This window comes from Agrobacterium sp. 5Ca50 (genome assembly GCF_055381905.1).
In genome coordinates this window covers 717727-731137 of sequence record NZ_AP026438.1, presented here as the reverse complement: position 1 = coordinate 731137, position 13411 = coordinate 717727, and the positions used below count along the sequence as shown (strand labels likewise).

General features: G+C 55.6%; 14 protein-coding genes. 1 reads left to right on the top strand and 13 read right to left on the bottom strand.

Annotated features, from left to right (window positions below):
• Positions 1 to 5 precede the first annotated feature (5 nt).
• The 11 genes from ACZ5FM_RS03515 to ACZ5FM_RS03465 all read right to left on the bottom strand — a co-directional run bounded on the left by ACZ5FM_RS03515 (position 6) and on the right by ACZ5FM_RS03465 (position 11210).
• Positions 6 to 1415 (bottom strand): sensor histidine kinase, encoded by a 1410-nt coding sequence (locus ACZ5FM_RS03515; protein ID WP_464039733.1) that lies wholly within the window; start codon positions 1413 to 1415, stop codon positions 6 to 8.
• Positions 1416 to 1424: 9 nt separating this feature from the next.
• Positions 1425 to 2183, bottom strand: a complete 759-nt coding sequence (locus ACZ5FM_RS03510) for a response regulator transcription factor (RefSeq protein WP_464039732.1) — start codon at positions 2181 to 2183, stop codon at positions 1425 to 1427.
• Between the two features lie 61 nt (positions 2184 to 2244).
• Positions 2245 to 3807 carry a Do family serine endopeptidase gene (locus tag ACZ5FM_RS03505; RefSeq protein ID WP_192487337.1) on the bottom strand — a complete coding sequence of 521 codons (1563 nt, stop codon included), beginning with the start codon at positions 3805 to 3807 and terminating at the stop codon, positions 2245 to 2247.
• Positions 3808 to 3954: 147 nt separating this feature from the next.
• Positions 3955 to 4416: a cytochrome c-type biogenesis protein gene (locus ACZ5FM_RS03500; protein ID WP_464039731.1), complete on the bottom strand. Its 462-nt coding sequence runs from the start codon at positions 4414 to 4416 to the stop codon at positions 3955 to 3957.
• Complete coding sequence (locus ACZ5FM_RS03495) at positions 4413 to 6404, bottom strand: heme lyase CcmF/NrfE family subunit (protein ID WP_464039730.1); 1992 nt, start codon at positions 6402 to 6404, stop codon at positions 4413 to 4415. The genes ACZ5FM_RS03500 and ACZ5FM_RS03495 overlap by 4 nt, the downstream gene beginning before the upstream one ends.
• Positions 6401 to 6868 carry a cytochrome c maturation protein CcmE gene (gene ccmE, locus ACZ5FM_RS03490; protein WP_192487334.1) on the bottom strand — a complete coding sequence of 156 codons (468 nt, stop codon included), beginning with the start codon at positions 6866 to 6868 and terminating at the stop codon, positions 6401 to 6403. Before ccmE ends, ACZ5FM_RS03495 begins: the two co-directional genes overlap by 4 nt.
• Positions 6865 to 8052, bottom strand: a complete 1188-nt coding sequence (gene ccmI / locus ACZ5FM_RS03485; protein WP_464039729.1) for a c-type cytochrome biogenesis protein CcmI — start codon at positions 8050 to 8052, stop codon at positions 6865 to 6867. The genes ccmE and ccmI overlap by 4 nt, the downstream gene beginning before the upstream one ends.
• Before the next feature lie 123 nt (positions 8053 to 8175).
• Entirely contained in the window at positions 8176 to 8604 is a 429-nt protein-coding gene (locus tag ACZ5FM_RS03480; RefSeq protein WP_464039728.1) for a hypothetical protein, read from the bottom strand.
• A 215-nt stretch (positions 8605 to 8819) separates the two neighbouring features.
• Positions 8820 to 10220: an ATP-binding protein gene (locus tag ACZ5FM_RS03475; protein ID WP_250983033.1), complete on the bottom strand. Its 1401-nt coding sequence runs from the start codon at positions 10218 to 10220 to the stop codon at positions 8820 to 8822.
• Positions 10210 to 10881: a response regulator transcription factor gene (locus ACZ5FM_RS03470; protein WP_192487331.1), complete on the bottom strand. Its 672-nt coding sequence runs from the start codon at positions 10879 to 10881 to the stop codon at positions 10210 to 10212. The genes ACZ5FM_RS03475 and ACZ5FM_RS03470 overlap by 11 nt, the downstream gene beginning before the upstream one ends.
• Before the next feature lie 74 nt (positions 10882 to 10955).
• Complete coding sequence (locus tag ACZ5FM_RS03465; RefSeq protein ID WP_192487330.1) at positions 10956 to 11210, bottom strand: hypothetical protein; 255 nt, start codon at positions 11208 to 11210, stop codon at positions 10956 to 10958.
• A gap of 541 nt (positions 11211 to 11751) precedes the next feature.
• Between ACZ5FM_RS03465 and ACZ5FM_RS03460 the strand changes: the two genes are divergently transcribed.
• Complete coding sequence (locus tag ACZ5FM_RS03460; protein ID WP_464039727.1) at positions 11752 to 12048, top strand: putative quinol monooxygenase; 297 nt, start codon at positions 11752 to 11754, stop codon at positions 12046 to 12048.
• A gap of 85 nt (positions 12049 to 12133) precedes the next feature.
• Here the strand turns inward: ACZ5FM_RS03460 and ACZ5FM_RS03455 are convergent, their stop codons facing one another.
• Together ACZ5FM_RS03455 and ACZ5FM_RS03450 are read right to left on the bottom strand one after the other, a co-directional pair.
• Positions 12134 to 12445, bottom strand: coding sequence for a Dabb family protein (locus tag ACZ5FM_RS03455; protein WP_464039726.1), 312 nt, complete (start codon positions 12443 to 12445; stop codon positions 12134 to 12136).
• A 571-nt stretch (positions 12446 to 13016) separates the two neighbouring features.
• The gene (locus ACZ5FM_RS03450) at positions 13017 to 13397 is read right to left on the bottom strand and encodes a hypothetical protein (protein ID WP_259145530.1); all 381 of its coding nucleotides are present in this window, start codon (positions 13395 to 13397) and stop codon (positions 13017 to 13019) included.
• Positions 13398 to 13411: the final 14 nt, after the last annotated feature.

Here is a 13411-nt window from a genome sequence, read left to right as displayed (position 1 = left end):
GGAGTTTAGGGATTTGAAACGGGAAAGACCATCGAAACAGTAAGCCCTGGACATGCCGCACCGAGAGGATTGGTATCAGACAGTTCCAATGTGCCGCCATGCAGTTCCATCACCGCTTCCACCAGTGACAGGCCAAGGCCAGTGCCGGGCTTGGAACGGCTTTCATCCAGACGGACGAAGCGCTTTTTCACCTCACCACGCTTGTCGGCGGGAACACCGGGCCCGTCGTCGCTGACGGAGAGGACAATCTTCTGGTCTTTTCTGGCTAAGCTGACACGAATGCGTTTTTCGCCATCGCTTTCCGAGGAATATTTGATGGCGTTGTCGATCAGGTTGGTCAAAGCCTGCCCGATGAGTTCGCGATTGCCATTCAGCGAGATGCCCTGCTCTACTTCCGCAATTAACGTCAGCTCGACCTCTTCGGCAACCGGCTCATAGAGTTCGGCGCTATCAGCGGCGATGGCGGAAATATCCACTTCCGTCATTTCGGCGGCGATTGAGCCAGCTTCAACACGAGAGATCATCAGCAGTGCATTGAAGGTACGGATCAGCTGATCGGACTCACCGATAATGCCTTCAAGCGCGATCTTACGACTATCGTCATCCGGGCTACCGAGTGCGTCAGCAGCCTTGTTGCGCAGGCGCGTCAGCGGTGTCTTCAGGTCATGGGCGATGTTGTCAGAGACCTGGCGCAGGCCTTCATTGAGCTTTTCAATACGTCCAAGCATGGCGTTGAGCGAACTGGACAGCCGGTCAAATTCATCACCGGAGCGCCCTTCCGGCAGGCGCTGTGACAGATCACCCGCCATGATCTTCTTGCTGGCGGCGGACATACGGTCGATGCGCTTCAACGCATTGCGCCCGATGGCAAACCAGATGACCAGTGCGCCAATACCCATGATGGCAAGTGCCACCATCAGTGCGTTGCGGACCAGCAGACGCAGCTTGGTGGGTTCACCCAGATCGCGGCCGATCAGGATCCGCATGCTGTTATCAAGGAAAAATACGTGGCCAGCGGCCAGATGTTTTACGCTGTCGCCAGTTTCCGAATAACGCTGGTAGCGGAACGGAAATCCGGTCCAGCCTTCCTTGTCGAAGATACCAGGCTGCACCGAGGCAACATTGCCTGCGAGGATTTCGCCATTGGGACCAGCGATCACGTAGAGGTTGGCGCCCGGCTGGCGTGCACGCCGCTCCAGCATGCGCAGCATGGGGTTGATGCCACCGCGCTCATAGGCGCGCTGGACCTCAAGCACTTCCTGCACCAGTGAATCGCGCGTCTGCTGGTTCAGCAGACGTTCGGATAGGGCCGTAACGTAGAAAACAAGAAATGCCGCGCACAGGGCAACAAGAAGAATGTAAAGCGCAGAAAGACGAACCGCCGTCGATCTCTGAAGAAGCCAGAAACCAGCCATAATGCGGGCTTACCCTTCGTCTTTAATCATGTAACCCGCGCCGCGGATGGTTTTCAGCAAAGGCTTCTCGAAGTCCTTTTCGATCTTGGAGCGCAGGCGGGATACGTGCACATCGATCACATTGGTCTGCGGGTCGAAATGATAGTCCCAGACGTTTTCCAGAAGCATGGTTCTGGTGACGACCTGACCGGCATTCTTCATCAGATATTCAAGCAGCCGGAATTCACGGGGCTGCAACAGGATTTCCTTGCCGTTGCGGCGTACGTCATGGGACAGGCGATCCAGTTCCAGATCACCGACACGATAGACCATATCCTGTTCAGGCTTGCCCTTGCGGCGCCCAAGCACTTCGATACGAGCCAATAATTCGCTGAATGCATAAGGCTTCGGCAGGTAGTCGTCACCGCCGGCACGCAGGCCCGTGACACGGTCATCGACCTGGCCGAGAGCCGAAAGAATAAGAACCGGTGTTTCAATGCCCCGACGGCGCAGCTCGCTGATGACCGACAGGCCATCACGGCGCGGCAACATACGGTCAATGACCATAACGTCATAGGTATTCTCGCAGCCCATGAACAGGCCGCTTTCGCCATCACTGGCATGGTCGGCCACGATCCCGGCTTCGCGGAATGCCTTAGTCATGTAGGCCGCAGCTTCAAGGTCGTCTTCAATAACAAGAATCTTCATGTGCGGCACATTAGCGCCGTCCGCCTTTTCCGCACAACTGGAAACAGTTGAGGCAGTGGCATCCCGAAGCTTGATATCCATAAGAAACCTCCTGAAAAGGAAATGCCGGGGCACGAACGCCCCGGCACACGTTCAAACGGGCTTAGCCAGCATCGATATCGAGAGCGACGAAGCGACTGCCGTTTTCGGTCTGGATCTGGAACAGAGCCTTGGAGCGGCCGTCTTTTTTGGCCTGTTCAAGGATTTTTTCCACATCAGCCGCAGAGCTGACCTGCTGGTTGTTGACGGAGGTGATCGTTTCACCGGTCTTGAGGCCACGGGTTGCGGCATCGGAATCCGGATCAACGTCCGTGATGCTCAGTCCCTTGCCATCTTCAGCCGGAGCGACCGTTACACCAAGGCTTGCAAGCGCCTTTTCGCTGGATGGCTGCTGTTCATTGCCCTGCGAGGTGCTTGGCGTTGTCGGGGAAGCCTCATCGCTGGAAAGGTCACCCAGTGTTACGGTGACGGGCTGAGACTTGCCGTCGCGCCACAGGGAGATTTCAACCTTGGTGTTTGGCGCCAATGCACCAATCTTGCGAGACAGATCGCGGGCGTCCTTGATGGTGTCACCATTGACGGCAGTGATGATGTCACCCTGCTTGATGCCAGCCTTGTCGCCAGGCGAGCCGGCCTGTGGTGCAACGACGAGAGCACCACTTGCTTCGGACAGACCAAGCGATTCCGCAATGTCTTTGCTGACCGGCTGGATCTGAACGCCGAGCCAACCGCGCTCTACCTTGCCGTCCTTCATCAGGTCAGCAACGACGTCTTTGGCGACGGCTGCCGGAATAGCGAAGGCAATACCGACGTTACCGCCGGATGGCGAAAAGATCGCGGTGTTGATACCGACAACTTGACCATTGAGGTTGAAGGCAGGACCACCGGAGTTACCGCGGTTAACCGCAGCGTCGATTTGCAGGTAGTCGTCGTATGGGCCAGAACCGATGTCACGGCCGCGGGCGGAGATGATGCCCGAGGTAACCGTACCGCCGAGGCCGAACGGGTTACCAACGGCGACAACCCAGTCACCAACGCGCACCTTGCTGTCATCGGCAAACTGAACGTAGGTGAACTTGCGGTTCACATCGACCTTCAGCACGGCCAGATCGGTCCGGCTGTCCTTACCGACCAGCTTGGCATCATATTCGGTGCCATCATTCATTACGACGGTGAAGGCAGCGCCATCATCGACAACGTGGTTATTGGTGACGATGTAACCATCCTCAGAGATGAAGAAGCCGGAACCTTGCGAGGTTGGGCGAAGTGCGCCCTTGCCAGGTCCACGGCGGTTCGGTGCGCGGTCTGCATGATCGCGGTCACCGGGTGTAGGGCCGCCGAATTCACGGAAGAAACGCTTCAACGGATGGTCGTCAGGAAGCTGGTCGAGACCACGACCGCCAAAATTGAAGGAAAAGTTGCTGTTGTCGTCAGAGGCTGGCTGGACATTGGTCTGTACACGCACCGAAACAACGGCCGGGGAAACGGCATCAACTACGTTTGCAAAGCTTGCAACCTGCGGCGCGTTAACCTCGACAGGGGCAGCCAAGGACTGACCAACATGGAGTGGGAGACCGGTGGCCAGCATGACGGCAGCCAGACCCGCAACAGTTGATGTCTTGAGCGCGGTGTTTACGGAAATGCGTCCGGTTAAATTCTTCAGCATGGAGGTACCTTCTTTCATCATTCAAACTGGAGCCCGTTAGCGGGAAGCGGTGGATGATGAAGATATAGGAGCTCTCACCTTACAATCAGGTGTCTGCTGCATGAAAAATCGGTAATGTTGGTGCTGGCCAGTCTTTCGGGAAAAGGGTCAGTCTTGCTTTTCCAAAAGTGAGCGTATTTTCGCTTCCTCGTCAGAGGACAATTTATGCTGTGTGGGCAATGTGTTACGCCGTCTGGCAAAAACCAGCAGCGATGTGACGCCAGCCAGCGTCAACAGGATAGGTGCGCCCCACAACAACACGGTACGAGCGCTGAAACGCGGCTTGAGAAGCACGAATTCGCCGTAACGGGACACAACATAAGCGATCACGTCCTGATCGGTGTCGCCGCTGACCAGACGTTCCCGCACCAGCACGCGCAGATCGCGGGCCAGTTCTGCGTTGGAATCATCGATGGACTGATTCTGGCACACCATACAGCGCAGTTGCGCCGAGAGATTTCTTGCGCGCTCTTCCAGAACAGGATCGCTCAAGATCTCATCCGGCAGAACCGCCATGGCAGGGACTGTCGAAAACAGCAGAAGCACGGCGACGACAAGACTGCGGATCATTCAGCCGCCTCCAGTGCTGGTGTCTTGACCGGTTTGACCTTGCGCGTAGGCGCCCCCACCCGCAGCCTGCGGTCACTCAGAGACATGAAGCCGCCGGCCATCATGAACAGCGTGCCGCCCCAGATGCACAGAATGAATGGTTTCCACCAGACACGCACGACAATGCCACCATTTTCGGTGAGATCACCAAGCGAGACGTAAAGCTGGCTGAGGCCGAAGGTCAGAATGCCCGCTTCAGTGGTTGGCATACGTCGTGCGGTGTAAAGCCGCTTGGACGACCAAACGTCAGCAACCATCACACCGCCCTTCAAAATGTTGAAGTGGCCACGATCTTCGGTAAAGTTCGGGCCCGCAGCACTGCGCATGCCATCAAATACCAGCGTGTACCCACCCGCTTCGGTGACCATGCCCGGTTTCATTTCCAGAACATGTTCAGTTTCGTAGGTGGTCACGATGACGATGCCGAGAACCGTGATGCCAAGGCCCATATGGGCAAGAGCCGTACCGAATGCGGAGCGTGGCAAACCTTTCAGACGGCGGAAAGCAATGCCGAAGGCCAGCTTGCCAAAGTTGGCGCGGTACCAGAGGTCGGTAAAGGCACCGATGATCAGGAAGAAACCGGCGGCAATGCCCAGCGCCGCCATGACCGGGCCGCCATTTTCCACGTACCACAGAACAAGACCGGCCAAGAAAGCAAGTGAGGCCGCAACATAGAGCCGCTGCAGGGCACCCAGCGCATCACCACGTTTCCAGGCCAGCAACGGCCCGAATGGTGTGATGATGAGGATCGGCACCATCAGAAGGCCGAAGGTCAGATTGAAGAATGGAGCACCGACCGAAATCTTTTCGCCGGTCAAGGTTTCCAGAACCAGCGGATAAAGCGTGCCGGTCAAAACCGTTGCGGTGGCAACCGTCAGGACAAGGTTGTTGAGGACAAGCGCACCTTCGCGCGAAATCGGCGCGAACATGCCACCCGCCTTCAACATCGGTGCCCGCCAGGCAAACAGCGCAAACGCACCACCGATAAACACGGTCAGAATGCCCAAGATGAAGATACCGCGGCTTGGATCGGTCGCGAAGGCGTGGACCGAGGTCAACACGCCGGAACGCACCAGGAAGGTCCCCAGCAGCGACAGCGAGAAGGTCATGATGGCAAGGAGCACCGTCCAGATTTTCAACGCTTCGCGTTTCTCCATGACGATTGCAGAATGCAGCAGTGCCGTACCCGCAAGCCATGGCATGAAGGACGCGTTTTCAACCGGGTCCCAGAACCACCAGCCGCCCCATCCGAGCTCGTAATAGGCCCAGTAAGAGCCCATGGAAATACCTGCCGTCAGAAAGGTCCATGCGGCCAGCGTCCATGGACGCACCCAGCGCGCCCAGGCGGCGTCGATGCGACCGTCCAACAAGGCAGCTACAGCAAAGGAGAAACAGACGGAAAAGCCGACATAACCGAGATAGAGAAGCGGCGGATGGATCGCCAGACCGAAATCCTGCAGGATCGGATTGAGGTCCTGTCCCTCGGCTGGCGCCGGATCAAGCCGTTCGAACGGGTTCGAAGTCAGCAGAATGAACAGCAAGAAAGCGACAGTAATCCACGCCTGAACTGCCAGCACGTTGGCCTTGAGCGTATCCGGCAGATTACGGCCGTAAATGGCAACCAGCGCACTGAAGAAGGAGATAATCAGCAACCACAGCATCATGGAGCCTTCATGGTTGCCCCAAACGCCAGTGATCTTGTAGAGCATTGGCATCATTGAATGCGAATTCTGGTAGACATTGGCGACCGAGAAGTCGGACACCGCATAGGCTCTGGTGAGCGCTGCAAAGGAAAGGCTGACCAGCAGGAACAACATGATGGAGCCGAGGCTTCCGATATCCATCAGTGCCACGTCGTTACGACGCGCGCCAATCACCGGCAGGATCGACACGATCAAGGCAACAGCCAATGCTAGCACCAGCGAATAGTGGCCGACCTCGGTAATCATTGCTTTGCTCCACTTGCGGCTTCTTCCTCGCCATGCTGCCACAGACCCTGTTTTTTCAGACCGTCGGCAACTTCCTTGGGCATGTAATTTTCATCATGTTTGGCCAAAACACTATCGGCCACGAACATGTGGCTTGCCGCGTCAAATGAGCCTTCGGTGACGACGCCTTGTCCCTCACGGAAAAGATCCGGCAGAATACCGGTGTAGGTTACCGGAACGGTTGCCGAGCCATCGGTGACATTGAAGCTGATCGTCGTGCCCTCGCCGCGCTTGACGGAGTTTTCACCCACCAGCCCACCGAGGCGAATGCGGGTGCCAGGTTCAACGGTGGTCTTGGCCAGATCAGACGGCATGTAAAAATAGGCAACGGCCTGCCCGAAGGCGAACATGACCAGCAGAACTGCGGCAATGATAAAACTGACGCCACCGCCAATGATCGTCAGGCGTTTCTGCTTGCGTGTCATTGCGAAACTCCTTCAAGCGACAGTCCCAGCTCTTTTGCCAAAGCAACCAGCTGTTTTCCCTGTTCGCCCTGTGCGGGGAATGATTTCAGGCCGGTTTTCAGAGCTTCCTGTGCCTTGGTCTCGTTCTTGAGCATGGCATAGGAACGGACCAGACGCATCCAGCCCTCAAAGTTGTCAGGATTTTCGTGCAGTCGTGCATCAAGGCTTTCGACCATGCCGAGGATCATCGCCTGACGGTCTTCGGTATTCATGCTTTGCGCATTGGCGATATCTTCAGCGCTCGGATTGCCAAGCTGCTCACTGCCCTGTGGTTGTGCCTGACCTTGTGTCTGGGTTTGCGCCCTGTCGACAGTCGGTCCGTTGTCCTGTTTCAATGCTGCGATATGCTCATTGACCAGTGGTAGCCACGGCGAATCCGATTTGGAATCCTTCACCAGTCCCTCAAAGGCAGAGAGTGCCTCCTGTTTTCTGCCCGCCTGCTCATAGGCAAGGCCAACATAAAAACGGGCGCGCGGATTGGTGGCCTCAAGGCGAAGGCCTTCTACAAAGGCCGAGCGTGCATCTTCGGTGACGATACCGTCATTTGCCGCCACCAGCGTTTCTCCAAGACCAATCAGGCGGTCTGAGCTTGGCCCCTGGATACGGATGGCGTTGCGGTAGGCAAGCTCGGCATCACCCAAACGCATGGTGCGGAAGTAGATCGGTGCCAGAATGTCCCAACCTGCGCCATCCTCAGGGTTTTCCGCCAGATGACGTTCGGCCTTGGCGATCAGCAGCGACATGTTATTGCCTGGGTTGGCAAGACGTGCCTCTAGCGGCATGTCCGGTTTTTCCGGACTGCCGGTCAGCAAGTAAAGACAGAGACCAAAGGCAGGCAGCAGCACAGTGACAAATGCAGACGCAAACTTGTGGCTGCTTTGCACGCGGGCAGGCTTGTTCGCTTCCGTGGAACTTTTTGCATCAGCAGCCAGAAGCCGCCGGCCGATTTCCGCACGCGCATATTCCGCTTCGGAATCGCTTATCAGGCCGCCTTTACGTTCGCGTTCAAGTTCCGCGATCTGGTCTTTGTAAACGGCAACTTCACCGCTCTCTGTTGCCTCCAGCACTTCGGCCTTGCGCATCAGGGGGTACATGAGGACAACAGCCACGGCTGCCGTCAGTATGGCGACGATAATCCAGAACATAATGCCCATTACTCGAAGGCGGTCCCTTTTGAAACAAGCAGGCCCGCGATAACGCAAATTTGAGGCAATGTGCCGCAACCTTGCGCATCTTTCATGGGGCTAATAACACCCTCTTGCCATGACTTATGTCAAAGGCGTCCAGGATCCGTCCGCATTTCGGCACGCTGTTCCGCGCACTTTCGTCTCGCGGCTTTCGGCGGTGATGGTGTGGGTATACTGGCGGCAATTCTGTCCGCCGACCTGATAAGGAGCTGCAGCCACAACCTGACCCTTGCCGTCGTCGCCGCTCCAGGCCACGGGCTGGCCGCCGGGGGCTGCCTCAAGTGCCTTGTATTCGGCTTCCAATGCGCGCTGGAGGTCATTGCGTTCAAACTTCAAACCGCTGCGCGCGATGATGCCGCCCTGCAGACTGGCGATATAGGGGGTCGAGGTGGCCGAGCTGCGCGACAGCAAACCACCGGTGCCCGCTGCACGGTTGGTCGTTGTGCAGGCACTCAAAACAGACAGGGATACAGCCGATACGACTGCCGAACGCATTGCGAGATTGATCATCTTACCAAATCTTGTTTTTCTGTTTTCACCGGCCACGAATACGCTTGTCGCTATTCTAGAACACTTCCAGAAAAAGAGTGAAGCAGTTTTACTTCGGGATACACGTAAAAACAAAGACATGGTGCGTTTTAGTGACTCTTTGCCGTCAGCCGTTCCATCACGCTCCACGAAAGCTGCACGGTTTTCCGATGTCGTTTTTTGAATAGCCTGCACTGTCATCCATGTTCTTTCGAAAGGCCCGGCAACAACAGCTCAGCCTTGAGGCCGCCGAGTGCGCTGCGCGACAGCTTGAATGTGCCATGATATTCCGAGGCAACCTCGCTGACGATGGACAGGCCAAGCCCCGTTCCGGGCTTGCTTTCATCCAGACGTTTGCCACGTTTCAGCGCTTCACTGATCTGCTCAGGCTCCAGACCCGGGCCATCATCCTCAACAACAAGGTTCACCCACGTTCGGCGGGCATCTTCGGGATCTGACGGGGCCTGCGTGGAAACTTCCAGCGTCAGATTGACGTTAGAGGCGGCAAACCGTGCCGCATTTTCCAGCAGGTTGCCAACCACCTCTTCGAGATCCTGCTGCTCCATGGCCAGAACCAGACCGGATGGCGCGACTTGCAGTGTAAAATTCTTGTCGCTGTTAAGGCGGCGCATGACACGCACCAGCCGCTCCAGTGCAGGCTCTGCCTCGACACGCGCCAGAATGGACCCCCGCTGCGCAGCGATACGCGCCCGGCTGAGATAAGATTGAACCTGCGCCTGCATGGCCTCGGCCTGCGTGCGAACAAGTTCGCCCTGCTGATGATCGAGCAGCCGCGCTTCATTCAACAGAACGGCAATCGGGGTTTTCAGCGAATGGGCCAGATTGCCCACCTGCATACGCGCACGCTCGACAAGTCTGCGGTTGCTATCGATCAGCGCATTGATTTCCGTGGCGAGCGGTTGAATTTCACGCGGGAAGGTTCCTTCCAGACGTTCGGCATCACCACTGCGCACTTTTCCAAGCGCGACCTTCGCCCGGTCGAGCGGACGAAGACCGAACAGAATGGCAAAGCCATTCACTGCAAGACTACCGACACCAAAAATGGCCAATGCGATGTAAAGACTGTTGGAGAAGCTGGCGATATCATCTTCGACGACATCAAGATTGCCGGTCACGCGAAACCGCGCAGCACGTCCCTCGCCATCCAACACCACTTCCGTTTCCGCAACCAGTACACGGTTTCCGGCCTCATCGACCACGGGATAAAACCGCTCATAACGGCTGTCGAACGGAGCGTCGAGAATGCCGGGAACAGGCAGGCTTGCCACGCCGAGCGATGACGACACCAAGGGAGCGGCGGTAAAGTTTCCAAGCGGTTCCACCACCCAGTACCAACCGGTATCAGGCTGGGCAAAGCGCAGGTCGCCCAACTGCGGGCTGCCGGTCAGCGTATTTTCATTGCTGATCGAGACCGAGTTGATGACGTTGTAAAGCTGGGCGCGCAGAAGGTCGCTGAAGCTGCGCTCAGCACCCTGCCGGTACAATGTGGAAATTGTCACAGCAATCACCACCAGCGCCAGTGCTGACCATAAAGAGGCTAGCAGCAGAACGCGGGCAGTTAGCGAGCTATTTTGCATTTTCAGGCGCTTGCATGCGGTAACCCAGACCGCGAATGGTCTCGATAAGATCGATGCCGATCTTCTTTCGCAAGCGACCGACAAACACTTCGATCGTGTTGGAGTCACGGTCGAAATCCTGATCATACATATGTTCGACCAGTTCGGTGCGGGACACGACCTCACCCATGTGATGCATGAGGTATGACAGCAAGCGGAATTCGTGTGAGGTCAGCTTGAGCGTGATGCCGTTAACCGTCGCCTTGGAGGTCTTGGTATCGAGGCGAACCGGACCACAGATGATTTCAGAAGAGGCATGGCCAGCGGCGCGGCGAATAAGTGCGCGCACACGAGCAAGAACTTCCTCGACATGGAATGGTTTGGTGACATAGTCGTCGGCACCGGCATCAATACCGGCCACCTTGTCGCTCCAGCGATCACGCGCCGTCAGCATCAGCACCGGCATGCCCTTGCCACTGCCACGCCATTTTTCAACAACGGTAATGCCATCCATCTGCGGCAGGCCGATATCCAGCACGACAGCATCATAGGGCTCGGTATCGCCGAGGTAGTGTCCTTCCTCGCCATCAAAGGCTTGGTCGACCACGTATCCTGCTTCCTTCAACGCGTCTGTCAGCTGTCGGTTGAGATTTGTGTCGTCCTCGACCACAAGAATGCGCATGTCCGCCCTTAACCCTCTAATTCACCCACTGCCGTTTGCTGGAGAGGATATACCCCCGCCGCCAGCAACTCCAGTTACATGGGAACTCTCATCGTGACTTTTCTTGGTCGCTCGCCGCCGCCCTGCACCAGCACAGTCACAACGCAACTCTGGCCGTCCCCCGACGGCTGGGCGGAAAGAAGCTGGCCGCCGGTTTCGCGGATGACACGGGAGACGGCAGCACTGCAATCTACAGCGGCCAATATCACCCGGTCCTGCATATCAGCCTCCGGCGCTATGAAGCCGGATAGTCCGGCTGCAAGCGTCGCTATGATCAGAGGTGATGCCATTCCACAAACTTCCAAATACAAAACACGGTAGAGAATATGTAGCGCAATACGTCTGAATGGCAAATGAATGACGCCATAATTCAAGAAAACAAGATTTACAGTGCCCTTCCCTGCTTTGTCATTTCAAAGACTTGATGGCAAAAACTTTGCCGTAAAACGAAGTCGTACTACCAAGTACATGGAGACGCTGTCTGCGGATATCCACAGTGTGATTCTACAAGAGCGAGTTGGCGAGCCCCTTTGCGGATGAAAACTGTTACTATCCCACCAATCGATGCCGCCCTTGCAGTTGCCGGGTTCGATCGGGAAGTTCAGACATATTTCATTTCTTCGAATTAAGATTGGCATTACTGGCAGGACCACCAGTCTTGGCCTGAAAGACCGTGTTTTGCGCTTTATCAAATCTGATTTGATGATTCATTTGAATCTCTTGCGCGCTGTCCTTCACACAATGAGTCCGGTACTTCACACACTGATTCAACTTTGGCGGAATTTGATTCCGCAAAAGGTCTTAGCGGTTTGTTTTCGTGAGGTATTGGTTATGCTCAAAGTCATTGCGCAGGATTTCATCAGGCCAGAGGCGGTCGATATCGTTATGCCGCTGTACCGTGACCTGGTTGAGAAAACCAAACAGGAAAAACTCTGCATCGCCTATGACCTTTTTGTTGATCGGAAAGATCCCGGCCACTTCATTTTTGTTGAGGAATGGCCAGACCTGGCAGCACTCGATGCACATTGTGCAACCGAATATTTCACCCGTCTGGTGCCGCTGATCAATCAGCACCAGCGGCAGGAAGGTACCTTCATCCTGATGGATGGTTTCGATCCCGCCACCTAGAATGATGGCCAGCGAGTACAAAAAACCGCCCTGAAATCTCTATCGGGCGGTTTGCAAATCCTGTCATTTTTATAGGGCGAAAAGCTCAATCGACGATCGGGATGGTCACAGCCTTGGCATTATCATAGTCGGCAGCGATGCGGATTTCACGCAGCGGTTTTACCGTGGAGGTCGAGCGATTGTATTCGGGGTGGGCCTTGTAGGCGGCAAGGGCTGCCTCGTCTTCGAACTCACCGTAGACGACAAAATCAACCTCATTGTCCCACTGATCGTTTTTCACATTCTCGCCGATCTCTAGCTTGGACGCGTGCGGGATCGCCGTGAGGATCGACAGACCTGCCCGGACCGCTTCGCGATTTGCTTTTGTGGCTGTGAAAAAAACGATGTGACGGATCACGGCTGCACCTGCTTTATATTCGTCTGAACTGCCCCGGCGATATCACCTGCGCGTTGTATGTTCAATCCGCGTGGTTCGGCTGAAATAATCTCGCAGCAGATTTAGGGGCAGATTCTTAGTTCAGGATTTAATGCATTTTCTGTCCTGAAAAAGGACGGCCTACCTCGAAAGACCCGCAATGACACAGGGCGTCACCTTTCAGCGGCACGCCAATTATTGCCGTTCATCAAATGCTAATCGATTTGAAAAAATCTTAATCGATTTTAATGCCTCAAAGCCTGGTCGGGAGTATTTTTTTGCTTGAAGCCGGGAACAATCACAGTAATCCTCACGTTCATCACCCCGCCATGACCAATAGGAGGAATGCCAATGACATCGACAATTCCCCATGATGTTGCACAGCGTCTAGAAGATGAATGGCGTCAGATGCGCGATCTGGGATCGAAGCAAAAGCCAGCTACGTCGAGCAAAAAGTAATATTTTCTTAGTTTTCGTAGGGGGCACATAGTGCCCCTTACTTTATTGGGGTGCCTGTCCCATATGACGCAACATGTTGCGTTGGACCGACACTTCAAATCTCTCTGTCGATTTTCCGGAATTGTTTGGCACCGCTTCTAAAACCGGTGCGCGGGCCCTCTGATGGAGTGCTCGTCAGCGCGACGTTAAAGCATTCATCGAAGCTGAATAAACGCCAAGCAGGAATGGGTGGCGTATTGCTTTCACCATCTATTTGCCAAGCGCTCATGGCTGGCCGAAATGCCGTTGTCGTTCCGACAGTGTGAACTTCGACAACCCTCGGAAGGCCTTCATATGTCAGCGACAAACACATGCCGCGGTCGATAGCCTCAATAGCCATCAGACGATTGTTAGCGGCCTCGGCCACGTTCTTCGGCTTGTTGGTCTTTATCTTGTGTGAATAACTTCCACCCCAAGGTGACGTTCGTTTGGCCATTGCCGGTTTCCTCT